General features: G+C 56.6%; 18 protein-coding genes. 5 read left to right on the top strand and 13 right to left on the bottom strand.

The window, feature by feature from the left end; genetic code table 11:
* Window positions 1–28 precede the first annotated feature (28 nt).
* From pdxY to G5380_RS07840, 3 genes are all read right to left on the bottom strand, one after another.
* The gene (gene pdxY, locus G5380_RS07830; RefSeq protein ID WP_421352614.1) at window positions 29–892 is read right to left on the bottom strand and encodes a pyridoxal kinase PdxY; all 864 of its coding nucleotides are present in this window, start codon (window positions 890–892) and stop codon (window positions 29–31) included.
* Between the two features lie 173 nt (window positions 893–1,065).
* The gene (locus G5380_RS07835) at window positions 1,066–1,842 is read right to left on the bottom strand and encodes a DUF429 domain-containing protein (protein WP_421352615.1); all 777 of its coding nucleotides are present in this window, start codon (window positions 1,840–1,842) and stop codon (window positions 1,066–1,068) included.
* Window positions 1,843–1,925: 83 nt separating this feature from the next.
* On the bottom strand, window positions 1,926–2,489 hold the full coding sequence (locus G5380_RS07840) for a VC2662 family protein (protein ID WP_005352548.1): 564 nt from the start codon (window positions 2,487–2,489) through the stop codon (window positions 1,926–1,928).
* A 260-nt stretch (window positions 2,490–2,749) separates the two neighbouring features.
* Here G5380_RS07840 and ybcJ point away from each other — a divergent pair, with 260 nt between their 5' ends.
* On the top strand, window positions 2,750–2,983 hold the full coding sequence (gene ybcJ / locus G5380_RS07845; protein WP_005361116.1) for a ribosome-associated protein YbcJ: 234 nt from the start codon (window positions 2,750–2,752) through the stop codon (window positions 2,981–2,983).
* Window positions 2,984–3,016: 33 nt separating this feature from the next.
* On the opposite strand, the gene G5380_RS07850 is transcribed toward ybcJ, so the two are convergent.
* The 4 genes from G5380_RS07850 to G5380_RS07865 all read right to left on the bottom strand — a co-directional run bounded on the left by G5380_RS07850 (window position 3,017) and on the right by G5380_RS07865 (window position 10,112).
* On the bottom strand, window positions 3,017–3,490 hold the full coding sequence (locus tag G5380_RS07850) for a DUF4442 domain-containing protein (RefSeq protein ID WP_421352616.1): 474 nt from the start codon (window positions 3,488–3,490) through the stop codon (window positions 3,017–3,019).
* A 166-nt stretch (window positions 3,491–3,656) separates the two neighbouring features.
* Window positions 3,657–5,408: an ABC transporter transmembrane domain-containing protein gene (locus G5380_RS07855; RefSeq protein WP_421352617.1), complete on the bottom strand. Its 1,752-nt coding sequence runs from the start codon at window positions 5,406–5,408 to the stop codon at window positions 3,657–3,659.
* Window positions 5,405–7,141: an ABC transporter transmembrane domain-containing protein gene (locus G5380_RS07860; protein ID WP_266134834.1), complete on the bottom strand. Its 1,737-nt coding sequence runs from the start codon at window positions 7,139–7,141 to the stop codon at window positions 5,405–5,407. The genes G5380_RS07855 and G5380_RS07860 overlap by 4 nt, the downstream gene beginning before the upstream one ends.
* Before the next feature lie 166 nt (window positions 7,142–7,307).
* Window positions 7,308–10,112, bottom strand: a complete 2,805-nt coding sequence (locus G5380_RS07865; RefSeq protein WP_216978912.1) for a response regulator — start codon at window positions 10,110–10,112, stop codon at window positions 7,308–7,310.
* Between the two features lie 167 nt (window positions 10,113–10,279).
* Here G5380_RS07865 and trxC point away from each other — a divergent pair, with 167 nt between their 5' ends.
* Both trxC and G5380_RS07875 read left to right on the top strand, forming a co-directional pair.
* Complete coding sequence (trxC, locus tag G5380_RS07870) at window positions 10,280–10,714, top strand: thioredoxin TrxC (protein WP_216978913.1); 435 nt, start codon at window positions 10,280–10,282, stop codon at window positions 10,712–10,714.
* 161 nt (window positions 10,715–10,875) lie between these two features.
* The gene (locus G5380_RS07875; protein ID WP_421352618.1) at window positions 10,876–12,261 is read left to right on the top strand and encodes an SLC13 family permease; all 1,386 of its coding nucleotides are present in this window, start codon (window positions 10,876–10,878) and stop codon (window positions 12,259–12,261) included.
* Window positions 12,262–12,627: 366 nt separating this feature from the next.
* On the opposite strand, the gene G5380_RS07880 is transcribed toward G5380_RS07875, so the two are convergent.
* Window positions 12,628–15,102, bottom strand: coding sequence for a glycogen/starch/alpha-glucan phosphorylase (locus G5380_RS07880; RefSeq protein WP_216978915.1), 2,475 nt, complete (start codon window positions 15,100–15,102; stop codon window positions 12,628–12,630).
* 375 nt (window positions 15,103–15,477) lie between these two features.
* A complete protein-coding gene (locus G5380_RS07885; protein ID WP_005333612.1) occupies window positions 15,478–15,675 on the bottom strand; it encodes a DUF4250 domain-containing protein in 198 nt (65 codons plus the stop codon).
* Between the two features lie 230 nt (window positions 15,676–15,905).
* On the opposite strand from G5380_RS07885, the gene G5380_RS07890 reads away from it, so the two are divergent.
* Together G5380_RS07890 and G5380_RS07895 are read left to right on the top strand one after the other, a co-directional pair.
* Window positions 15,906–16,391: a cell division inhibitor gene (locus tag G5380_RS07890; protein WP_216978916.1), complete on the top strand. Its 486-nt coding sequence runs from the start codon at window positions 15,906–15,908 to the stop codon at window positions 16,389–16,391.
* Between the two features lie 412 nt (window positions 16,392–16,803).
* Complete coding sequence (locus tag G5380_RS07895; protein WP_005361134.1) at window positions 16,804–17,238, top strand: YcgN family cysteine cluster protein; 435 nt, start codon at window positions 16,804–16,806, stop codon at window positions 17,236–17,238.
* 362 nt (window positions 17,239–17,600) lie between these two features.
* On the opposite strand, the gene pflB is transcribed toward G5380_RS07895, so the two are convergent.
* The 4 genes from pflB to G5380_RS07915 form a co-directional block, all read right to left on the bottom strand.
* Window positions 17,601–19,883 carry a formate C-acetyltransferase gene (gene pflB / locus G5380_RS07900; RefSeq protein ID WP_005352571.1) on the bottom strand — a complete coding sequence of 761 codons (2,283 nt, stop codon included), beginning with the start codon at window positions 19,881–19,883 and terminating at the stop codon, window positions 17,601–17,603.
* Between the two features lie 46 nt (window positions 19,884–19,929).
* A complete protein-coding gene (gene focA / locus G5380_RS07905) occupies window positions 19,930–20,778 on the bottom strand; it encodes a formate transporter FocA (RefSeq protein WP_005333620.1) in 849 nt (282 codons plus the stop codon).
* A 381-nt stretch (window positions 20,779–21,159) separates the two neighbouring features.
* On the bottom strand, window positions 21,160–22,920 hold the full coding sequence (gene ycaO, locus G5380_RS07910) for a 30S ribosomal protein S12 methylthiotransferase accessory factor YcaO (RefSeq protein ID WP_123172916.1): 1,761 nt from the start codon (window positions 22,918–22,920) through the stop codon (window positions 21,160–21,162).
* Window positions 22,921–23,113: 193 nt separating this feature from the next.
* Complete coding sequence (locus tag G5380_RS07915) at window positions 23,114–24,547, bottom strand: glycoside hydrolase family 1 protein (protein ID WP_100653913.1); 1,434 nt, start codon at window positions 24,545–24,547, stop codon at window positions 23,114–23,116.
* Between the last annotated feature and the right edge of the window lie 7 nt (window positions 24,548–24,554).

Raw genomic sequence — 24,554 nt, forward strand, 5'->3', positions numbered from 1 at the left:
ACCTCTTTTGCTTCAGACATGGCAGCAATCAGGGCAGTATCACCGCTCGCACCTCCACCTTCGGCGAATCAAACGCATCTTGCGCGGCGATCAGTTGCAGCTCGTAAGCCTGCTGGCGCCAGGTCTCCTGCAGCACCGCATCCACCGAGGCGTTGGTGCGCTCGAACGCGCTGACCGCATCGTGACCGGCCAGCAAATTCGCCAGCATCAGGGCGCTGATAAGATCGCCCACCCCCACCGGCTGGCGGGCAAAGTCATAAAGCGGACGGGCAATCAGGTAATCCCCTTGCGGGGTGGCCAGCAGCATCTCGAAGCGGCTGGAGTCCTGCGCCGCACGACCGAGATGCTTGACCAGCACCAGCTTGACGCCGCGAGCCAGCAGTTGATGGGCAGCGGCGCGGGTTTGATCCAAATCCGCCAGATGAGTGTCGCAGAGGGTCTCCAGCTCCAGCAGATTGGGGGCCATCATGTCGGCCACCGGCAGCGCCTGCTCGGTCAGGAAACGGGTGACGCCGGGAGCAACGATACACCCCTTCTCCGGGTGACCCATCACGGGGTCGCAGAAGTAGATGGCATCGGGGTTGGCCGCCTTGACGGCGTTGACCACGGTCAGGATCTCGTCCCCCTGCTCGGCGGAGCCAAGGTAACCGCTCAGCACGGCGTTACACTGGCTCAACACCTCGATATTGCCCAATCCGTTCACCAGCGCACTGATATGACCCGCCGGCATCGCCATCCCCTGCCACCCCTGGGCATATTGGGTGTGGTTGGAAAACTGCACCGTGTTGATGGGCCATACATCCATGCCGAGGCGGCGCATGGGGAAGACGGCCGCGCTGTTGCCAGCACAACCAAAGACCACGTGGGACTGAATAGAGAGAACGGATTTCATCGGGAATACCACAGCAAAGGATCAGCAAGGTGGGCAATATATCGGATGAAGATAACGATGCGCCACCTTGGCGCGGGATGAACAGGCAATTTCCTGACTAAAGACAGGTTTTTTGCGCCATTTGGCCCGCATCGACAGGATGAGCAGCGCCATGATGTGCCGCGTCCCCGTCGTCACATGCCGTTGTGCTCAACGCCATGACGGGCAAAGTGATAGACCCATCCCTCATCACACGGCATGTCACTGGGTGGCGAAATCAGCTCAGGCAATACCGTCACCTTGCCACCAGCGGCATATTGCAGCGCCATCAGGGCGCAGAGCGCCGCATCGTAGCGATCGGTGCCGACCTGCACGTCCGCAGGCAGCAGCGCCGCCAGCTCGGGCCGTGCCGGGGAGGCCTTGCCGCCCACTTTGGCCAATGCCGGATAGACCTCCAGCACGGCACGACTGGCCTTCGGGGCAACGGTCGGCACCAGTTGCAGATCCGAGAGCCGCGGCAGCATGGAGAGCGCCAGGGTGGCGTTGTTGCCGAGCCGATCGAAGGTGGCCGACAGCGGCTTCTTGCCGTACTGCTGATACAACCAGCGCTCGCAGTCGCGATAGGCGTAGTGGTTGTCTATCTCCCGCTCGGGCACGGCGCAGCTGTGTGGCTGGCCGTTGAGCAGATCCCGCAAGGCACGGGGAAAGGCGAGCGGCGCATCGATACCGAGCGCCAGTTGCGGGCAGGCTTCTACCTGCACCTGGGTCAGCTCGTTTTGCAGGGCCGGACGCAGCAGGGCGGCCAGATCCGGCGCCACCCGCGAGCTCAGGCGAAACAGCGGCGACACCCCGAGCCAGTGCAGGCTGTTGGAGTAGGCCTGCCAGCCCACCACGGCCACCGCCTGGGCACTGCCCTGCCAGCCACGCACATCCCAGCCGATCCCGATTGCACTCATCTGCCCTGCCGTCATCAATTACCTCTGTTCGCCTGTCACAAGTTGCAAGAGGCACAGGGTAATCAGCAGATGCCTTTAACGCAAAGCGAACCGCCCACTCAGAACGATTTCTGGAAGTTCACCAGCGGCAAAATGGGGAACACGCCGTTGGCGGCATAGTTGGCCAGCCCGATCTGCAAGCCATCGAGGTGCTTGGTCGCATTGATAAAGCCAATCTGGAAGGTGGTACGCTCGGCATAGTTGACGAAGCCGACGTTGGCCAGCGCATTGCCCTTGGCGATATTGACCGCCCCCCAGTTAAGCCCCTGTACATTGTTGGTCAGGTTGACCAGCCCCAGATTGACGCCGGTATCCTGCCCTTCGTGCCAGTTGATGGCGTTGATGGCGACCCCGCCAAACTGGTGGCGCACCCGACCAGCACCCAGGAATACCCCGAGCTGCAGGCCGCTGAACTGATCCACATCGGAGAGGGCGAAGATCGGCAGATCAATGCCCTTCACCTGACCGGTCCGACCGTAGAGCAGCGAGGCGCGCGCCCCTTCCACCTGATGGGACGCGGGCAAATTGACCCCGGGCAACGAGACCTGCACCGGAGTACTGGCCTGCGCGACACCGCACAGAGTAAGGGCGCTGCATGCCAGCAGCAGGCGGGAGAGTGTCATGGGAAGTTCCTTGGGCCATAGAGAGTGGCCCGATCCTAACAGTCAGGGGAGAGTGTGGGCACACCAGCAGGGACGAGGTGCGTCACGATACGTCACGGTTGGCCCTCTCACCTCTCCATCAGGACTTGCGAAAGCGCCACCTCAAGAACAATCGGCCACTTTTTCACAGCGAGTAGTCCCTCTTCCTTTCTTTGCCTGAGCGAACTGCCTAAAATAGTCGCCCTGCTGTATCCGGCATTCATCCATCTAGAGGATTTCCCATGGAGACGTTTCTGCTCGAAGGTCACCCCTTCGTTGCCTTGTGTGACCTTATCAAACATCAGGGGTGGGCCGATTGTGGCGGCGCCGCCAAAGCCCTCGTTGCCGAAGGGCTGGTCGAGGTGGACGGTCAGGTCGAGACTCGCAAGCGCTGCAAGATCGTGGCCGAACAGGTGGTCAACTTCAACGGCATGAAGGTCGTGGTGAAAGAGGGCGTCAGCCCGGAGATTGGCTAATCCCGTCTTGGGGAGCCACTGTCCGGCAACCCGCTAGCTGGCCTTGATCGACAGGGTCAGCACAAAACGCGCCATCGCCTCATCCCCGTTCAATGACGGACAGGTGGCCACCACCCGGATGGGGCGATTGATGCGCTGACCGCTCGCCAGCGATTCGTCGATCATGGCGTCAATCTCCTCCCCCGCTGCGCAGTCGAACTGCACATCCCCCTCAGGTCGTTTCAAAAACTCCCCCTGCACATCCTTGAAGGCGAAGTGCACCTTCTTGCGCCGCTGCCGCCCCTTCTCCATCACCAGCAGACCACCTACCAGATCGGCGCCGGTCGCCAGCGCGCCAAAATACATGCTGCCCAGGTGGTTACGGGTACGCCAGCCAAGGGGAATGCGAATGCGCAGCGCCTTGGCGTTCATCTCTTCGATGATCGGGGCACAAAAACCGATGATGGGAATATAGCGCCAGGCAAACAGCCGAAGCGCCAGATTGGCTTTGAAGCGTTGCAAATCCATATGCGAACTGATCCGACGAGTTAATGTAAACAACATGTTGCCTGCATCTGCGCCATTCGACAAGCACAGGGATCACGGTTACGACCTTTGCCCAACCCAAAAAAACAGAGGGAACCGCACCGGTTCCCTCTTTTCGTTCATGTCGCTGTTACAGCAAATGTGCCGCTCAGGCGCGCTTCTCTTCCAGCCAAGCCCCCTGACTCTGCATCTCGAACAGCTGGGCATAGTGACCGCCGAGGGCCATCAACTCACCATGGGTACCCCGCTCATTCACCTGACCGCGGGAGAGCAGCAGGATCTCGTCCGCATCGACGATGGTCGAGAGGCGGTGGGCGATGGCGATGGTGGTGCGGCCACGACGGGCAGCAGAGATCGCCTGCGACAGCGCCAACTCGGTCTGGGAGTCCACGCTCGCCGTCGCTTCATCCAGAATGAGGATACGCGGATCTCCCACCAGTGCACGGGCAAAGGAGAGCAGTTGCCGCTGACCGGCGGAGAGGTTCTTGCCACCCTCCTCCATCAGGGTGTTGATCCCCTGTGGCAAGCTGTGCACAAACTCGGCCAGCTGCACCTCGCTCAGCGCCTGCCAGAGTCGCGCGTCATCTATGCCGGCGCGGCCGAGACGCAGGTTCTCCGCCAGAGTGCCGACGAAGATAAAGGGATCCTGCTGCACCAACCCGATGCTGCGGCGCACCGCCGCCAGCGACAGGGTATCCAGTGCGTGATCATCGAAGCGGATCTGCCCCTGATCCAGCGGATAGAAGCCCATCAGCAAGCTGATGATGGTGGACTTGCCGCTGCCGGTATGGCCCACCAGCGCCAGCATCTGGCCCGGTTTTGCGGCAAAGCTGACCTCCCGCAACACCTGCTGCTCACCATCGTAGGAGAAGCTCACCCGCTCGAAACTGACCCGCCCTTCCAGCGGGCGCAGCACGCCCTCGGTGCTTTCGCGGGTTTCATCGAGCAGGGCAAAGACCCGCTCCCCCGCCACCATCGCCTGCTGCAGCTGGTTAAGCTGGTTGGTCATCTCGATGAGCGGCTCGATCATCCGCCCCAGATAGCTGATAAAGGCGTAGAGCACACCCACCTGAATGGCACCCGCGTGGCTCCCCCCCTCGTGGGCGAACAGCGCCAACAGGCCGATCAGCACCATCATGTAGAAGAGATCGATGAGCGGACGCAGCAAAATGCCGTTGATCTTGAGGCTCTTGATCCGTGCCGACCAGTGTTGCTGGTTCACCTCGGCAAAGGCGTTGGCAAAGTGGCGCTCCTGCACCATCGCCTGAATAACCGGCATCCCCTGCAGCGACTCGTTGAGGCGGCTGTTGATGTCGGAGAGCAGACTGCGGGTCGCTCGCACCACTGGCACGCTCAGTTTCTGGTAGAGCCACATCACCCCACCCACTGCGGGCAGCAACAGGGAGCAGACCAGCATCAGCCGCAGATCCAGCAGCGCCATGGAGATGAGGATGCCGCACAACAGCACCACCTTTTGCACCAGCAAGCCGATCACCTGCACATAGAGGTTCATGATCGCCTCGGTGTCGTTGGTGATGCGGGAAATCAGCGAGCCGGAGCGATGCTTGTCAAAGTAGCGGGCCGGCAAACGGATGGCGGTAGCAAATACCTGCTCGCGCAGGGTTTGCACCACCGCCTGAGCGATGCGATTGAAGCGCAAGGATTGCAAATAGAAACCCGCCGCCGACAGCACCTGCAAACCCAGATAGCCCGCTGCAATCAGGGCTATGGTGGGCAGCACGATATTGCGAGGCGCCAGATAGTCATCGATAAAGAGCTTGATCAGCAGCGGCCCGGCCACTTCGGCGCCGGTGGCAAGCAGCAAACAGATCCCCGCCTGAATAAGCCAGCGAGGATACTGGGCGCAGTAAGCGAGCAGTCGTTTAATGGTCGGATTCACAGGCTCTCCTCCACCGCTTCTTCGAGACGCTGATAACGCACCATATCTGCATACCAGCCATTGTGCGCCATCAGGGCACCGTGATGACCCCGTTCGCTAACGGCCCCCTGCTCCAGCACCAGGATCTCGTCTGCCTGCTCCACCGCTGTCATGCGATGGCTGACCAGGATCAGGGTGCGACGATGGGCTTTGAGAGCGTGCAGAATTTGCTGCTCGGTGTGGGCATCCACCGCCGAGAGCGCATCATCGAGCACCAGAATGGGCGCATCCAGCAGCAGGGCGCGGGCAATGGCCAGCCGCTGTTTCTGGCCGCCGGAGAGGGTCACCCCTTTCTCCCCCACCTCGGTCTCATAGCCCTTGGGGAAACGCACGATATCATCGTGGACACAGGCAATGCGCGCCACCCGTTCGACCTCCTCGCGGCTCGCATCGGGTTTGCCCAGGGCGATATTGGCGGCGATAGTGGTGGAAAACAGGAATGGCTCCTGCGGCACATAGGCAAACTGGCTGCGCAGTGTGGCGAGCGGCAGCTGGTCAATCGGAACGCCACCCATGACAATCGAACCGTGAGTCGGATTGGCAAGGCGCATCAACAGCTTGAGCAGGGAGCTCTTGCCTGCCCCGGTGCGCCCCACCACCCCGAGCATCCCCCCTTGCTTGAGGGTAACGTCGATATCCGCAAGCAGGGTGCGCTGCTCAACTTGATAGCTCACCCCTTTGATCTGCAAAGGAAAGGCAGAGGTAAACGCGGCCGGCTGGGCGGGCTCTTCGATATCGCTGCGCTCCCCCAGCAGGCTTTCGATACGGGAGTAGGCGGCGCTGCCCCGCTCGATGATGTTGAACAGCCAGGCGATGGCAAACATCGGCCAGATCAGCTGGCCGAGGTACATGGTGAAGCTGGTGAGCTCACCCAGAGTCAGCTCATCGCGCAGCACCAGCACACTGCCCCCCGCCACCGCGAGGAAGTAGGAGCAACCGATACAGAGATAGATGACCGGATCGAACTTGGCATCGATGCGGGCCACCGCCATATTGCGCTCCCCCGCCTGTTTGGTCAGCTCGGCAAAGCCTTCATCTTCCAGCGATTCAACCGCATAGGATTTCAACACCCGCACGCCGGAAAGGGCCTCCTGGGTCTTGTTGTTGAGCCTGGAGAAGGCCCCTTGCGCCGCCTTGAACTGGGTGTAGATCTGGGTGCCGAAGCGGTTCATGAAATAGGCCATCACCGGCAGCGGCAGCAAGGAGACCAGCGTCAACTGCCAGGAGTACTGGCTGCACATGATGGAGAGCACCAATACCCCGACCATGATGGAGTCCACCAGGGTTAGCACCCCTTCGCCAGCGGTCATCTCCACAGCCTGAATGTCATTGGTGGCATGGGCCATCAGATCGCCGGTACGGTGGCGCTGATAAAAATCTGGGCTCATCCGGGTGAAATGGCTGAACAGGCGATTGCGCAACACATAGGCCAGACGGTAAGAGGCACCAAACAGCATCACCCGCCAGACGTAGCGCAGCAGATAAATCAGCACACCCAGACCAAACAGCCCCGCCAGATAGCGCATCAGGGTACCATTGTCGAGACCGCCCTTGGTGATGCCATCCACCACCCAGCCCACCACTTTGGGTGGAATAACGGTCAACAGGGCCACCATCAGCAGCAGGGAGATGGCAGCCAGATAACGGGGCCACTGCTCCTTGAAAAACCAGCTCAATCGTAGAAATACGCTCACACCACCAACCTTTAGCGCTCTCTGCCCGTGACCGCTCCAAGGAGCGGCCATCAGAGAAGCCACGCAGAAATAGAACAATGAAAACAATCGCCTCCGGCTGGAGGCGATTTGAACGAAAGCTCATCATATCCCGAACCGGGATGGTTGAGAATAATTACTATTTAATTCACTGTGACATGCGATCATCCCCTGATGAATAGGGATTATACGAATTTTCATGCTGCTCACCGGTCAACAGGAAGTGTGACACCTCTTCCCGGGTCTGGCTGAAGACCTGTTGCAACTGCTCCAGATCCGCCTCGCTCAGCACCTCGTTTTGCCGCAGGCGCCACTCCAGCTCGCCAGCCACCAATTGCAGACGGGCCGCCGAGATATTGGCAGACACCCCCTTGAGGGTGTGCAGTAGCTTGCTGGCCACCTCGGGCTGCTGACGGCGCAAGGCGGAACGGATCTCCCACAGATCGTCCTTGTGCTCCGACATAAACAGCTTGAACAGGATCTGCAATGCCTCCTTGTCCTGCTCCAGCCGCTTGAGGGCATCCTGCAGATCGAGGATCCCCATCATATCCGGCGGTTTCACCTCCATGATCCCCGCCTGCTCCACCCCTTGCGGCTTCACCCACTGCAGCAGGTTGTTGTAAAGATCCAGCTTGCTCACCGGCTTGGTGACGTAACCATTCATCCCCACCCCCAGGCAGCGCTCCTTGTCTCCATGCATGGCGCTGGCAGTGAGGGCTATGATGGGCACATCGTGCTTGTCGACCATTTTGCGGATCTGGCGGGTGGCATCGAGTCCGTCCAGCACCGGCATCTGCAGGTCCATCAGGATCACGTCAAAAGGCTGCTCGGCAACCCGCTCCACCGCCTCGCGACCATTGTTAACCACGCACACTACCGCATCGACCCGACGTAGATATTCGATGATGAGCTGCTGATTGACCCGGTTGTCTTCGGCCAACAGCACTCGGGTACCCTGCAACAGGGATTTGAAGTGCTGCTGATCCCCCTGAGCCTCTGCCTTGCGCAGATTGAGTTCATAAGAGCTGCCATTGAGCAACTCGTCCACCTTGGCCAGCAGGGCATTCTCGGTCATCGGCTTGGGCAGAAAATGGGTCAGCCCCATGCTGTCCATCCGGGCGTGCAGCCCCTCTCTGGCCCAGGCGCTGATCATCAGGATGGGTATCCGCCGCCACTGGCTGTGCTGATACATCTCCAGCGCCAGATCGAGTCCATCCTCCTGCCCCATGCGCCAGTCGAGGATTGCCAACCGCAGATTGGGCCCCTCTTCACGCAATAATTGACGGGCACGGGAAAGGGAGTTGACCGGCAGCACTCGCACACCCGCCCGAGTCAGGATGTCCCGAGCCAGATCCAGCACCAGTTCGTTGTCATCCATCACCATCACCAGCGGCTGGTTTTCGAAGAAAACTTTCCGTCCAGCCACACCGTAGACCGCCTGCGCCATCGGGATATCGAACTTGAACAGAGAGCCGACGCCAGGCTTGCTCTCTACGGTGATCCGCCCCCCCATCAGCTCCACCAGCCGCTGGGAAATATTGAGCCCAAGACCCGAGCCGCCATATTTGCGGGTATTGCCCGCCTCCAGCTGGGTAAACGCCTGAAACAGTTGGGTCTGCTTCTCTTCGGCAATGCCGATGCCGGTATCGCGCACACTGAAGCGGATCCGCATTGGATGGGAGTTGGCCAGATCGATGGAGACTTCGACCTCACCACGTTCGGTGAATTTGATGGCATTGTTCACCAGATTGACCAGAACCTGCCCCAGCCGCAGAGGATCCCCACGCAAGAAGACAGGCACCTCCGGCGATTTGCGAATGATCACCTCCACATGTTTGCGCTCCGCCAGATCGGCAAACATGCCCGCCAGCGAGTCGAGCTGCTCGCTGAGATCGAAGTCGATCTCCTCCAACGTCAGCTTGCCGGACTCCACCTTGGTCAGATCGAGAATGTCGTTGATAAGCAGCAGCAAGGTATCTGATGAAGACTTTATCTTGCCCAGATAGTCCCGTTGTTGCTGATCCAGCTCGGTCTGCAGTGCCAGTGAGCTGAAACCGATGATGGCATTCATGGGGGTGCGGATCTCGTGGCTCATATTGGCCAGAAAATCGCTTTTGGCCTGTGCCAGCAAGGCCGTCTGACGGGACAACTCGCTCAACTTCTGATTACGACGCCATAGGGTATAGGCCACCAGCACAAAACTGATCAAGGCACCGCCAAGCACCATTAAATAGAAGCGGTTCAGCAATGATGAAGCCCGCTCCAGCTTATCCATCTTCCAGCGCACCAGGTTATCGCTCACCTGCATATCGATGAGACGATGGCGCAGGGTATGATAAGCCATCACCTGACGACTCAAATCCTTGCTCAGGTTAACCAAGGTGATCACCTCGGGTTGCGAGCCGTAATGGGAAGCAAGAGCACGCTGCAACAAGCTCAGCTGTTGCTGATACTGGTTATCGGCGCTGTGTTGCAAAAAATGGCTGAGTTGGGCCAACTCATTGAGATCACGATGCAAGAGGCTCTCTGCCGGCGTGATAGCGCGTACCTTCTCAAGCTGATGCTGAAAGGGTTGCACGATATATTCCACCGCCTTTTCCATGCTGTACAGTCTGGCCAGCTCCATCTGGTAGAGATCCAAATCCTGCAGCAACCTCTGTGAAAGAGGCGTTTGCTCAACCTCAGCATCACTACGAACCCTGTGAACAAAGCTATCGAGGATACCGGATAACTGGACGAGCCGTTGCTGAACATTGCTATCATTGGCACTCTCACGACCAAGCAGGTAAACACTGTCGGTGTTGATCCGGTTCAGCACTGCCTCCGCTGCCTGATTCAGGCTGTATGCACGCTGCTGTTGACTAAGCAGTTGCCAGCAAAGAACCAAGAAGCCGAGCAACAAGGCAGCAACAAGCAGCAGTACCACAGGGCTCTTCCGTGATCCTTTATTCATCCCGTTTTGACTCTCTACTTATAATGGCCGCTGAATTGTCCGGCTTGAGCAGAGCTCGGAGTGGAAGTGTCCACCCCAGCCGAGCGCTGTGTTAACGTTATTTCACTATTTTAACTCTGGCACTATTTTCATCACAGCCACCAGAACCGATCTTCAAGGAGACTATTATGTCATTTATCACTACTTATTGTAGCCACTGCTTTACAAGAAACCGCCTGCCCTCCACCCATGTAACCCACTCCGCCAAATGTGGGCACTGCAAGGCGTCCCTGTTCAGCCAAACCCCTTGCCTCGGGAAGGCGGATAACTTCGATACCCTGATCAACTCCGATATTCCGGTCGTTGTCGATTTTTGGGCCAGCTGGTGCGGCCCTTGCCAGCAGTTTGCTCCAGTATTTCATGATGTTGCCCATGAACTCGAACCACGGATGCGCTTTGTCAAAGTCGATACCGAGCAGCAGAGCACCATTGCCGCCCGTTACGCCATTCGCAGCATCCCCACCCTAATGGTCTTCAAACAGGGTAAAGTGGTGAACCAGATAAATGGATCCCTGCCCAAGAACATGTTCAAGCAGTGGCTGGAACAGTTCATGGATGTTTAATTTATGTTTCAGAAATGTTTGATTTATGTATTTATTTCCTCATTTTTATCAATGAGTGTGTGAGTAGAGACTGATTTTCAATATGTGAGCCTGTTTCAAACAAGTGAATGGATGTAATCTCGGCAACACAAAAACAACCATAAATTAACCGAGAGAACGATATGCACACATCGGCTGTACCCGCTACTCCATCTCGTTGGCTGGATATCAAGACCGGGATCGTGATCCTGGATCTGCTCCTGCTATGCATCATGCTCGCTTGGCTCCCTTTTGATCCTATGGTCAACAAGGGGCTGGGCATTCTGGTCTTTATAGCTATTCTCTGGCTGACCGAAGCGGTCAACATCACTATCACCGCGATCTCCATCCCGGTACTTGCCACCCTGCTCGGGGTGTTTGATATGAGCAAGTCGTTGACCGACTTCGCAAACCCGGTGTTGTTCCTCTTCTTTGGCGGTTTTGCCCTGGCGGCAGCGCTATCCAAACAGGGGCTAGACACCCAGATTGCCGGTAAGGTGATGCAGCTCGCCAAGGGACACCTCGGCTGGGCTGCCATCGTACTCTTCAGTATTACTGCGGCACTCTCCATGTGGATCAGCAATACCGCTACCGCCGCCATGATGATGCCGCTGGCCCTTGGCATGCTCAAAGGTCTCGACAGTCACAAGGAGCGCCGCACACTGGTCTTCGTATTGCTTGGTGTTGCCTACAGCGCCAGTATTGGCGGCATCGGCACCCTGGTAGGCAGCCCGCCCAATGCCATTGCGGCCGCCCAGATGGGGCTGGGCTTCACTGACTGGCTGAAATTTGGCATTCCTGTTGTCCTCATCTTCATGCCAGTAGGCATCGGGCTGCTCTATCTGGTAACCCGCCCCAACCTCTCACATCAGGTCAGCACCGAGCGAGTGACCATAGAGTGGACCGGCCAACGCAAGGTGACCATGCTGATATTTCTGACCACAGTGCTGTTGTGGATTGGCTCCCAGCCTATTGCCCAGGCGCTGGGAGGAATACCTCAATTTGATACACTGATCGCCATGGGAGCCATCATCGCCATCGCCGTCAGCCGGGTGGCCAGCTGGGATGACATCAACCAGAACACCGACTGGGGAGTACTGATGCTGTTTGGTGGCGGCTTGACCCTGAGCGCCATCCTTAAGCAGACCGGGGCCAACGCCTTCCTGGCGGAGCACCTATCCAACGGTCTGGCCACCATGCCGATCTTCGTCATCCTGCTCTGTCTTGCCACCTTCGTGGTGTTCCTGACCGAGCTGGTATCCAACACCGCTACCGCCGCTCTGCTGGTTCCACTGTTTGCCGGAGTCGCAGAGGCACTGGGAGTCTCTCCCATTGTCGTATCCGTGCTGATCGCTGTCGGTGCCTCCTGCGCTTTCATGCTGCCAGTGGCTACCCCGCCCAACGCCATTGTCTTCGCCAGCGGCCATATCCAGCAGCGTGAAATGATGCGGGCCGGCCTGGTGCTGAACCTGGTCTTCACCGTCATTTTGACCCTGCTTGCCTATTTTATGGGCGACATACTGCATTGATGGCTGGTGGCTCGCTCGCCGGGCTCCTCAATCAACACCAGGTTCCAACAAAGCCCCGTATCATCGGGGCTTTCTCTTTTCCTGCACCCCAACGGCCATCTGTCACATCCCTGACCATCGTCAGCTTGTGCCATGCGACAGCAGCGAGAGTACACATGATGATGACTTCAGACTTATGAGCGATACGGGTGCCATGAGATGAGGTGTTCCCGGGAAAGGCTGGTAATAACGACATTAAAATAATATGTGATGCCCTGTACATCTATCACAGATGATCAAGCTTTTTGCAAATGGTGTACAAATATTTACGAATCCAAGCAGCTATAAAAAAACCCCGCATAGCGGGGTTCTCATATTAAGAGGTGATCAACCGATGTTGCAGGGTTTCAGCTTCCAGATACGATCCACATAGTCCTGGATGGAACGGTCTGAGTTGAACTTACCCATGGTGGCCGAGTTGATGATAGCCTTCTTCGCCCACAGTGCCGGATCCCGATACCAGGTATCGATCAGCTTGTGTGCATCCGAGTAGGACTGGAAGTCCGCCAAGGTCAGGTAAGGGTCTCCCCCTTCCAGCAAAGAGCGCTTGATGGAGGCCAGCTCACCCGGACGACCCGGCGTGAAGTAGTCGGTATCAAACCAGTCCAGCACGGCCTTGAGCTCGGAGTTGGCATAGTAGAAGTCGTACGGATTATAACCGCGCGCCTTCAGCGACTTCACTTCGTCCACGTTCAGACCGAAGATGGCACAGTTTTCGGCCCCCGCCTCTTCGGCGATCTCGATGTTGGCTCCATCCAGCGTCCCGATGGTGATTGCACCGTTGAGTGCCATCTTCATGTTGCCGGTACCGGATGCTTCGTAACCAGCAGTAGAGATCTGCTCGGAGACATCTGCCGCCGGGATCAACTTCTCGGCCAGACTCACGCGGTAGTTCGGCATGAACACCACTTTCAGCTTGCCCTGGATACGAGCATCGTTGTTGACCCGATCCGCCAGCTTGTTGATGGCATAGATGATGTCTTTGGCCAGCTTGTAACCGGGCGCCGCTTTGGAGCCGAAGATAAACACACGCGGATGCATGTCATAGTCCGGGTTGGCCAGCAGACGACGATAGAGTGCCATGATGTGAATAAGGTTCAGTTGCTGGCGCTTGTACTCGTGCAGACGCTTGATCTGAACGTCAAAGATCGCCTCGGCACTGACATCGATACCGGTTTCGTCTTTGATGACCTTGACCAGCTTCTCTTTGTTATGACGTTTGATGGTCATGAACTGCTGCTGGAACGCCTTGTCGTCGGCAAATTTCACCACGCCACGCAGTTTGTCCAGTTGCAGCGGCCACTCCTTGCCCACCACTTCGTTGTAGAGACCCGCCAGCTCCGGGTTGCAGGCCAGCAGCCAGCGACGCGGGGTTACCCCGTTGGTCACGTTGCACATTTTTTCCGGCCACAGCTCGGCATACTCGGGGAAGAGATCTTCCTTCACCAGCTTGGAGTGGATCTCGGCCACACCGTTCACCTTGGACGAACCGATCACGCACAGGTTGCCCATGCGAACCTTGCGCACGGCCCCCTCTTCGATGATGGAGAGCTTGGCCTTGATGGCGTCGTTGCCCGGCCACTTGGGCTCCACCAACTCGTTCAGGAAGCGGGCGTTGATCTCGTAAATCACCTCCAGATGGCGAGGCAGTACTTTCTCGAACAGGCTGACCGACCACTTCTCCAGCGCTTCCGGCAGCAGAGTGTGGTTGGTATAAGAGAAGACCTGATAGCAGATGGCCCAAGCGGCATCCCAGTTCAGATCTTCCTCGTCAACCAGTACCCGCATCAGTTCCGGGATGGCGACAGTCGGGTGAGTATCGTTGAGCTGAATGGCAATTTGCGCGGCAAAGTTGCTGAAGTCGGCGCCATGCACCCGCTTGTAGCGGCGCATGATGTCCTTGATGGAGCAAGCACAGAAGAAGTACTGCTGGATCAGACGCAGCTCTTTACCGGCATCGGTCTCATCGTTCGGATAGAGTACCTTGGATATGGTCTCGGCCTGGGCTTTCTCAGCCTGGGAGTCGATGTAACCACCGGCGTTGAATACGTCCCAGTCGAAAAACTCGGAGGCGCGGGATTCCCACAAACGCAGGATGTTGACGGTGTGACCGCCAAAACCGACCACCGGAATATCCCAAGGCACCCCTTTAATCTTGCGACCGGCGTGCCACACCTTCTTCAGGCCGCCATTGTCACCAAACACGGTCTCGACGTAGCCATAGAGCGGCACTTCTTGCACCGACTCGGGACGGCAGATCTCCCAGGGGTTGCCATATTCACGCCAGGAGTCTGGGCGCTCAATCTGGCGACCATCCTGAATTTCCTGACGGAACAGACCGTGTTCGTAGTGGATACCGTAACCAACCGCCGGATAGTTCAGGGTGGCCAGCGAGTCGATAAAGCAGGCAGCCAGACGACCCAGGCCGCCGTTGCCAAGTGCCATATCCGGCTCTTGTTCGCACAGGTCGGTCAGTTCCAGGCCGAGTTCGCCCAGCGCCTCTTCGCAAGTCTTGTAGAGGGAGAGGTTGTGCAGGTTGTTGGAGGTCAATCTTCCCATCAGGAATTCAGCAGAGAGGTAGTGAATCGCACGAGTATCTTTCTTGAAATGAGTCTGCTGAGTGCGGGTCAGGCGCTCGTACACCTGTTCATTGACGGCCGCCGCAGTGGCTTTCCACCACGCTTCGGGAGAGGCTTTCTGTTCGCTTGTTCCCAAGGTAGAACGCAGGTGACGCACGATACTCGCCTTGAGCTGATCTTTATCCAGTTGGAGATCCTGGTCTGTCTTCTTCTTGGTAGCCATAAACCATATTCCTTCGTTACAAATAAAATTGTTATCCCGCTTGCGGGACCGGCGCTGTTGTTATCTCAAAATATGTACCGGCGTGAGAATACTAACTAAAGCGGCAGAATTAAAAGTTAACGCAAGTCACACTTTAACCGATAAAAACAGCCTGAAAAGCTTGAAAACCCTTTCCTTAAATTGATCGCACAAAAACAAACATTCCCTTTATTATCATAAGCTTAATGAAAAAATAAAAATATTCTGGCATGAATAGGTTTTCAGAGATTGCCAAGCCTTGAAAATCCCTGAAAATAGGCAGCAAGACGGCACATTGAAACCGGTTTCAATGTGCCTGAAAAATTACCGTATAAATATGAAGCAATCATTGCATCCTTAAAGATGTGCTTTGAACTGATTGCTCAATGGATCGTAATGGTACCCAATCTGATCCAGACGCCCTGCCAACTGCTCTTCACTCATATCGTAATAGGCCAGCAACTCCTCCAACCCGTCACACTCAAGCCTTAGCTTCTCATTGATGATGCCCAGCAAGATGTTGGCATCAAGACGTTGCAAGGTACTGATATCCATGGCGGCACCTCCTGTAAATGACCTGTATAACCATGGGCGGTTACGCAAGGTTTGTCCATAGTACGAAAAACACCCAGCCAGTTTTATATTAAATAACTTTTAAAAACATAGTCTTACTAACGTCACATGCTAACACCATCACATTTTTCAGCAAAAACACCTTGTCACTGCCACAGGATATAACTACTGTATGCACATACAGCTTGGATATTCATACAGGAATCCCATATATGAACCAGCCCCTGCACTCACTGCCCTTTGCGATGAATCGTGTCATGAGCAAGCCCTGGCCAACCAGAACCGCCTGCAAAGCGGAGTTGGCTCATGATGGTGTGACTATCCAGTCTGATGATCAGTTTCTGAGCGAACTGAGCAAGTTAGGTGACTCTCATACCGGCTGGATCTTGTTGATCGCCCCGCCGGGACGCCCCACAGTCAGCCGTCTGGAAGAGCGAGGTATCGATCCCAAGAGAGTGCTGGTGGTACATAGCCCCAAAATCAAGAACTGGCAGCAAACCCTGGAGCGCAGTCTGGGCAATGGTCACTGCGCCGCCGTATTTACCTGGCTACCCGAGCAGATCGAGCTGGATCACGTCAAGCTGCAGCGACTGGGACAGCAATCTGGCGTACTCACCCGCTTCTTTGGCGCAAAACGGACTAACCTCGGCACACCTCTGCTGGCTTATTCAGAGCAAGATATCTATCTCAATCATTAAGACAAAAAACGAACGCCTACGCAGGCTCTCCCGCGGGTCGCAGTGACAGAAGGGCGCAAACAATATGTGACCAGCGGCTTTATTTGAAAGACAAGCTTGCAACAGCCTGACGGTAGGCATCGGAGATCATTTGACCCTGCTTGCTGCAAGCAGACAAACATCAAAAGATGTAACGGATAAAGAAGCAGAAAATAAAACCTGAACTGGACAATCATGCAGCCCAAGTATTCAAACCTGCGGGACTTCCTGCCCACCAGCGAACCCGTTTGAGCAATATGATGAGGCTGAAAGTCATTGCATTCATTTGAGCTGATCACGACAATTTGCCCACCGGAGTGACCCTCTCCTTGAAATACCGGGTAACAAGGGGTATAACCACGCGTTTTATCAGGTGTAATAAGTGAGCGGTATGATGCAAGCCCCCTTTTGGCAGACCAAGAGTCTGCAGCAGATGACTGAATCCGAATGGGAATCCCTCTGCGATGGTTGCGGAAAATGCTGCCTCAACAAGCTGATCGATGAAGATACCGACGAACTGGTTTTCACCAATGTCGCCTGCAATTTGCTTAACACCAAGACCTGTCAGTGCTCTGATTACGCCAATCGTTTCAAAAAAGAGCCTGACTGTCTGCAGATCACCCATGACAAGATCACCGAATATGACTGGCTCCCCTCAACCTGCGCATATCGCCTGCTGTCTGAAGGTGACGCTCTTCCAGAATGGCATCCTCTGCTGACCGGCAGTCGTTCCGCGATGCATCAGGCTGGTCAATCCGTCCGTGGCAAAGTCATTCACGAGGATCAGGCGGGTGAATGGATCGATCACATCATCACCTGGGCCAGCTGACACGCTCAACCCGCTATTCTCCAAAGACAAGGGCTTATGGGTATTGCTTGATACCCGCGATGGCGCCTCTGTTCACCCCTTAAACCTGATCAGCTGTTCCACGAGCCATAGCAACACTGATGCAATGGCAGGCAGAGCAACCGCCTATCCCCTTAGAGCGCGAATAAAGCATAATCGCATTACAGACGGGGCCCAGGTCAATCCTGGTGAGCCCCTCCCCTTGATCCTCTTCAAATCCCCAGTAACAACTGTTGTGGTTGCGATGGAACTGGGGGCGATTCACAGGGGATGATTACTCCCCCTGAATCGCACGCATAAAAAAACCGGCGCCTTGGCGCCGGTTTTTGCTCACTATGTCTCGATTACAGAGAAGCAGTGAAGGTACGGGTGATGACGTCTTGCTGTTGCTCTTTGGTCAAAGAGTTGAAGCGAACGGCATAACCGGATACGCGGATGGTCAACTGCGGATATTTCTCCGGGTTTTCCATGGCGTCCAGCAGCATTTCACGGTTCATCACGTTAACGTTCAGGTGCTGACCACCTTCTACGTTGGATTCGTGGTGGAAGTAACCGTCCATCAGGCCAGCCAAGTTGGCTTTCTGGGCTTCCATATCTTTACCCAGTGCGTTCGGAACGATGGAGAAGGTATAGGAGATACCATCTTTAGCGTAAGCGAACGGCAGCTTGGCTACGGAAGTCAGGGAAGCAACAGCACCCTTCTGGTCACGACCGTGCATCGGGTTGGCACCCGGGCCGAACGGAGCACCAGCACGACGGCCATCCGGGGTGTTACCGGTCTTCTTGCCATATACCACGTTGGAGGTGATGGTCAGAACAGACTGGGTAGCAACAGCACCACGGTAGGTGTTCAGCTTCTGAATCTTCTTCATGAAGCGCTCAACCAGGTCACAGGCGATATCATCGACGCGAGCGTCGTTGTTACCGAACTGCGGGTATTCGCCTTCGATTTCGAAGTCGATGGCAACGCCATCTTCGTCACGAATCGGCTTGACCTTGGCGTACTTGATGGCAGACAGGGAGTCAGCGGCTACAGACAGACCAGCGATACCACACGCCATGGTGCGATATACGTCACGGTCGTGCAGCGCCATCAGAGAGGCTTCGTAGCTGTACTTGTCGTGCATGTAGTGGATGATGTTCAGCGCAGCAACGTATTGCTTGGCCAGCCAATCCATGAAGTGGTCCAGACGATCCATTACGTCGTTGTAGTCGAGGTACTCGGACTTGACCATCTCGGTTTTCGGACCGACCTGGATCTTGAGCTTCTCGTCCATACCACCGTTGATTGCATACAGCATGGTCTTGGCCAGGTTGGCACGAGCACCGAAGAACTGCATCTGCTTGCCAACGATCATCGGGGATACACAGCAAGCGATGGCGTAGTCATCGTTGTTGAAATCCGGACGCATCAGATCGTCGTTCTCGTACTGAACGGAAGAGGTCTCGATGGATACCTTGGCACAGTACTTCTTGAAACCGACCGGCAGCTTCTCGGACCACAGGATGGTCAGGTTCGGCTCAGGGGACGGGCCCATGGTGTACAGGGTGTTCAGCATACGGAAGCTGTTCTTGGTGACCAGAGTACGGCCATCAACGCCCATACCAGCCAGGGTCTCGGTCGCCCACATCGGGTCGCCGGAGAACAGTGAATCGTATTCCGGAGTACGCAGGAAGCGAACCATACGCAGCTTCATGACCATGTGGTCCATCAGCTCCTGGGCTTCTTGCTCGGTGATCAGGCCTTTCTGCAGGTCACGCTCGATGTAGATATCCAGGAAGCTGGAGGTACGACCGAAGGACATGGCAGCACCGTTCTGGGACTTGACTGCCGCCAGGTAGGCGAAGTAGGTCCACTGTACGGCTTCTTTGGCGTTCTTGGCCGGTACGGAGATATCGCAACCGTACTTGGCAGCCATCACCTTCATCTGTGCCAGGGCACGGTGCTGCTCGGAGATCTCTTCGCGCAGACGGATGGTGGCTTCCAAGTTGACGCCGTTTTCCAGGTCAGCTTGCAGGGACTTGAACTGGGCCAGTTTGTCGGCCATCAGGAAGTCAACACCGTACAGAGCAACACGACGGTAGTCACCGATGATACGGCCACGGCCGTAGGCATCCGGCAGACCGGTGATAACACCAGACTTGCGGCAGTTCAGGATGTCTTTGGTGTAAACGTCAAACACGCCCTGGTTGTGAGTCTTGCGGTATTCGGTGAAGATCTTCTCGACCATCGGGTCCAGTTGACGACCGTACACTTCGCAAGAAGTTTTAACCATCTTGATACCGCCGTTGGCGATGATGGCGCGCTTCAGCGGCTTGTCAGTCTGCAGACCAACGATCTGCTCCAGGCTCTGATCGATATAACCGGCATCGTGTGCGGTAATGGTGGAGGGCAGGTCAGTATCAAAATCAACCGGCGCATGAGTGCGGTTTTCGATTTTGATCCCTTCCATGACCTTGTCCCACAGCTTGGTGGTCGCTTCGGTCGCGCCAGCCAGGAAGGACTCGTCACCTTCATACGGGGTGTAGTTCTTCTGGATGAAGTCACGGGTGTTGACAGAGGTCTGCCATTCACCGGCCGCGAAGCCTTCCCATGCTTTTTGGAACTGTTCGTTAAGTTCTGCCATTTTTCATTACCTCACACGGTATTGATGTAGTATCCCGCAATCATCCTTAATGATGACGACGGAAGATAAACCAGTAAGTCAGACCAACCATCACGCCACCACCGATGATATTGCCGATGGTCACGGGGATGAGGTTGTGTAGGACGAAGTTGGATACGGTCAGGTCAGCAAAGGTTGCCGGATCCTGGCCGATGGCCTGCCAAAATTCCGGACTAGCCACGCTGTGGATAGCGATACCAACCGGAATCATAAACATGTTTGCGATGCTGTGCTCGAAACCTGAGGCAACGAACATGGCAACCGGCAGCAGCATAACCACTACCTTGTCAGTCGCGCTGCGGGCACCAAAGGCCATCCATGCAGCAAGACATACCATCAGGTTACAGAGGATACCCAGCGCCACCGCTTCGAAGAAGGTGTGGTGAATTTTGTGTTGGGCCACTTTGAGGGCGTTAAGGCCCCACTGACCGTCTGCTGCCGTGTACTCGGCAGAAACGATGATCAGCGCCACCATCAGCAGACCGCCAATCAGGTTACCGAAGTAGACCAGACCCCAATTCTTGAGCAGCTGAGCCCAGCTGATGCGATTGGCAGCCTTGGCCACCAGTGTCAGGGTGGTGGAGGTGAACAGCTCGGCACCGAGCAGCACACAGAGAATAAGTCCGAGAGAGAAGCAGAGACCGCCCACCAACTTGGCCATACCCCAAGGCATGGAGCCGGTTCCGGTCGTCACTGTGATGTAGAAGATAAATGCGATGGCGATGAAAGCGCCTGCGGTAATGGCCAGTGGAATGACCTTGTATGCCGGCTTGGTAGCCTTGGCATAGGTGATGTCTTCAGCCAGTGCAGCGATGGCTTCGGGCTTGAGACAATCGAATGGAGATTCAGCTTTCAATTATTTTCTACCTGAATGTTTTGCCTGTTGAAATCATAACAAAGGGCCAAATAGCCAAAATTGACATTGATCAAGTTTATCAGAGTGCGAATGTAATTTTACTACAAATATTTTAGTGCGATGGCTACGCCACTTTACACCAGGTATCAGCTGAAACAGAAATATCACATTTTTAATGCAATGATTTTAAAGAATTTATTTTCGATCATGGAAATATGGTATTGGCAAGATATCTTTGCAGATCGACAGCACATCCCCTGCCCTGCCATCAACCCCCTTAGGGGTATTTTTTGTTTTTTATTTCATCTTTGAATAACTATCCCGTGCCTTGCCGCACGATAAACAGAAGGGGCCACACGGCCCCTTCCTTTACAGCAACGATCACGCCCAGTGATGGGCTCGCTTGGCCTTCTGCAGCTTCTCGTAGGCCGCCAGCAGCTTCTGGTGCAGTGGGAACTGGGAGAGCGACAGATCGGCCGCCTCCAGCCCGTGGAAGCGTGCTTCGCCAGTGGCGTTGGCCCATGCCTGTGCCAGCGTCTCTTCACCATACATGCGAGTGAAGACGGCGCGATACTGCTCCGGATCCCGCTCCTCGTCGAGGAACAACTCGACGCAGGCACGCAGGGCGCGGTAGTAGCTGGCACGCTCGGCAGTAAACACCGACTGGTTGAACTCCATGGTCCAGTCGATGAGATCCAGTGCGGTCTCCAGCTCACCGGCGGCCAGCGCCAGCATGGCTTTCAGCTCGCCAACGCGCAGGGTGTGCAGCGCGGTCCCCTTGGCAGCGGCGATGCCCAGCAGCTCGCGTACACGGGTACGCTCGTCGTGCCCCTCTTCATCCAGTTGATCAAAAAACGCCATGTACTGCTCGGCATCCCAATCAAGTGATGGCAGTGCCAGGATCACTTCGCGCAGGTTGGCGCCCATATTGTTGTTGGCCAGCAACAGATCTTCGGCCGGATAGATGTCGGACATGCCCGGCACCAGAATGCGGCAGGCGTAGACACCCAGATGCTCGTAGTCGGCGATATAGACCGGCTGCTCCAGCTCATGGAAGATGCCGATCAGGTGATCGAACTCCTCCTGCGAGGTGCCACGGAAGTCCCAGTCGGCAAACTCGAAGTCCGCATCCTGCTTGAACAGATCCCAGCTGATAAGGCCCGAGGAGTCGATGAAGTGGGTCTCGAGGTTGTGGTGATCCGCCACCTGCTCGTTGTCGAATGACGGCGGCACAAACACGTCGAGATCCTTGAGACCACGGCCCTGCAGCAGCTCGGTGACGGTCCGCTCGAAGGCCACTTCGAAGCGCGGGTGGGCACCGAAGGAGGCAAAGCAGGTGCCATTGCTCGGGTTGAGCAGCACCACGCAGATGACCGGATAACGGCCACCCAGTGAAGCATCGAAGCTGTAAATGGGGAAGCCTTCCGCTTCGAGGGCGGCGATGGAGGCGGCAATCCCCGGATAACGGGCAATGACCTCGTCAGGGATCAGCGGCAAGCTGATGGCCTCGGCGATGATCTTGTTCTTCACGTGGCGCTCGAACACTTCGGAGAGCGCCTGGGTGCGCGCTTCGGTCTTGGTGTTGCCAGCGCTCATGCCGTTGGAGACATAGAGGTTGCCGATGATGTTCATCGGGATGTAGACGGTCTCGTGATCGGACTGGCGCTCGAACGGCAGCGCGACGATACCGCGCTCTTCGTTGTTTGACTGCAGATCCACCAGCATGTCGGCGGTCACTTCACCGTCCGGGTTGTAGAACTTGCGGGTGAAGCTGTCGAGCAGACCGGCCGGGAACTGGTCACCCTCGATGGGGAACCACTTCTCGTTCGGGTAGTGAACGAAATCGCCGTTGGCGACCTGCTCGCCAAGATAGAAGTCGGCGAAGAAGTAGTTGGTGGAGAGGCGCTCGAAATATTCGCCAAGGGCAGACGCGAGGGCCGCCTTCTTGCTGGCACCCTTGCCGTTGGTAAAGCAGAGGGGGCACTCTTTGTCCCGAATATGCACCGACCAGACGTTCGGCACGGGGTTGAGCCAGGAGGCCTCTTCGATATCAAACCCTAAGGCTTGCAGCTTGGTCTGGAAGCGTTCGATGGAGTCTTCCAGCGCCGCGTCCTTGCCGGGAATAAAAGTGTGGTCAGTCATCACGATATCCTGATTTTTATTGGCTCATGTTCGGCCGCAGATAATAGCAGGGGTCGCCGGCTTTGGCAGGACAAAAATCAGCAAACAGGGGTGAGTCGCACGGTGAGAAACCGGCTTGCCCCCTCTCCCCCGCCACAAACAGCGCGGGCCCGGGGATTGCCCGGGCCCGCTGGTTACGCGACGCGATACATCGTCAGAGCTGCTTGCCCTGGCTCGCAATCACCTGGCTGTACCAGTGGAAGCTCGCCTTCTTGATCCGGCGAAGGGAGCCCCCCTGCTCGTCACGCTCCACATAGACGAAGCCGTAGCGCTTCTGATAGCCGTTGAGCCAGCTCAGGATGTCGGTGAACGACCAGGCGCAGTAGCCGAGCAATTCCACCCCATCCTGCATCGCCTCCTGGCACGCCTTGACGTGGCTGCGCAGGTAATCGATGCGGTACTCATCGTTCACCTTGTCGCCCGCCTCCAGCTTGTCGAACTCGCCAAGACCGTTCTCGGTGATCATCAGCGGCAGGCCATAGCGGGAAGAGAGGCGACGCAGCGCGATGCGCATCCCGGTCGGGTCGATGGCCCAGTCCCAGTTGCTGGTCTCAAGGTGCGGATTGGGTGCCGTCTTGTAGAGGCCGGGGATGCCGCTGGACGGGGTAGTGCCCTTCTTGCCGGTGGTGTTGATCCGCTGCAGGGTCTGACCGCCCAAGGGGTTATCTGTGTAGGTCAGGGTGTAGTAGTAGTTGACGCCGATGTAGTCGGGCGTCCCCTCTCGCAGCAACTCCATATCGCCCGGCAGGATCTCCGGCGCCTCGCCGTTTTCCCGCAAGTAAGCGAGCGCCGCCTGCGGATAGCGGCCGAAGCAGTAGGCATCCAGCCACCAGAGGTTGTTGAACTCCTCGGCGTTCTCGTAGGCCAGCATATCTTTCGGATCGCACGACGCCGGATAGGCTGGGGAGTAAGCAAAGCTCGGGCCGATGAGGCCATTTGGCACATGCTGGCGAAACGCCTTGATCACCCGGGCGTTAGCCAGAAAGGCGATATGGTTGGCGGCGAAGAAGCGCTTGCGATCCTGCACAGCGGGCGGATGGGTACCGAGCTGATAGGCGTTAGTCAGGTTGTAGTTCTGCTCGTTAAGCGACACCCAGTACTTCACCTTGCCGGCAAAACGCTGATAGAGGGTCACGCAGTAGCGCTCGAAATCCTCGATAATGCGTCGGTCTTCCCAGCCGCCGTACTCATCTTGCAGCGCCTGCGGCAGATCCCAGTGATAAAGGGTCAGCACCGGTTCGATTTTGTGGGCCAAGAGGGTGTCGATCAGCTTCTCGTAGAAGGCCAGTCCCGCCTCGTTCACCTCCCCCCGACCGGTGGGATAAATGCGCGGCCAGCTCACCGAGAAACGGTAAGCCTTGAGCCCCATCTCGGCCATCAGCGCCACGTCCTCTTCCATGCGGTGGTAGTGATCCACCGCCACATCGCCGTTGCTCCCCTCAAAGGTCTTGCCCGGCAGCTTGGTGAAGAGATCCCACACCGAGGGCCCCTTGCCATCGGCATTCCAGCCCCCCTCCACCTGATAGGCAGCGGAGGCGGCGCCCCACAGAAAATCGCTCGGGAAGTCGTTGAACTTGTGGTGATGCATCTGGTGT

Origin of the sequence: Aeromonas sp. 604443 (assembly GCF_049170315.1) — a bacterium.
Classification (GTDB): domain Bacteria; phylum Pseudomonadota; class Gammaproteobacteria; order Enterobacterales; family Aeromonadaceae; genus Aeromonas; species Aeromonas veronii_A.

Bases quoted from the DNA above. Each gene is read 5' to 3' on its own strand.
- G5380_RS07865 (WP_216978912.1), bottom strand. From the start codon at position 10,112: ATGAATAAAGGATCACGGAAGAGCCCTGTGGTACTGCTGCTTGTTGCT.
- ybcJ (WP_005361116.1), top strand. From the start codon at position 2,750: ATGGAGACGTTTCTGCTCGAAGGTCACCCCTTCGTTGCCTTGTGTGAC.
- pdxY (WP_421352614.1), bottom strand. From the start codon at position 892: ATGAAATCCGTTCTCTCTATTCAGTCCCACGTGGTCTTTGGTTGTGCT.
- G5380_RS07850 (WP_421352616.1), bottom strand. From the start codon at position 3,490: ATGGATTTGCAACGCTTCAAAGCCAATCTGGCGCTTCGGCTGTTTGCC.
- G5380_RS07915 (WP_100653913.1), bottom strand. From the start codon at position 24,547: ATGCATCACCACAAGTTCAACGACTTCCCGAGCGATTTTCTGTGGGGC.
- G5380_RS07890 (WP_216978916.1), top strand. From the start codon at position 15,906: ATGAACCAGCCCCTGCACTCACTGCCCTTTGCGATGAATCGTGTCATG.
- trxC (WP_216978913.1), top strand. From the start codon at position 10,280: ATGTCATTTATCACTACTTATTGTAGCCACTGCTTTACAAGAAACCGC.
- pflB (WP_005352571.1), bottom strand. From the start codon at position 19,883: ATGGCAGAACTTAACGAACAGTTCCAAAAAGCATGGGAAGGCTTCGCG.
- G5380_RS07840 (WP_005352548.1), bottom strand. From the start codon at position 2,489: ATGACACTCTCCCGCCTGCTGCTGGCATGCAGCGCCCTTACTCTGTGC.
- G5380_RS07895 (WP_005361134.1), top strand. From the start codon at position 16,804: ATGCAAGCCCCCTTTTGGCAGACCAAGAGTCTGCAGCAGATGACTGAA.
- G5380_RS07880 (WP_216978915.1), bottom strand. From the start codon at position 15,102: ATGGCTACCAAGAAGAAGACAGACCAGGATCTCCAACTGGATAAAGAT.
- G5380_RS07885 (WP_005333612.1), bottom strand. From the start codon at position 15,675: ATGGATATCAGTACCTTGCAACGTCTTGATGCCAACATCTTGCTGGGC.
- G5380_RS07835 (WP_421352615.1), bottom strand. From the start codon at position 1,842: ATGACGGCAGGGCAGATGAGTGCAATCGGGATCGGCTGGGATGTGCGT.
- G5380_RS07875 (WP_421352618.1), top strand. From the start codon at position 10,876: ATGCACACATCGGCTGTACCCGCTACTCCATCTCGTTGGCTGGATATC.
- ycaO (WP_123172916.1), bottom strand. From the start codon at position 22,920: ATGACTGACCACACTTTTATTCCCGGCAAGGACGCGGCGCTGGAAGAC.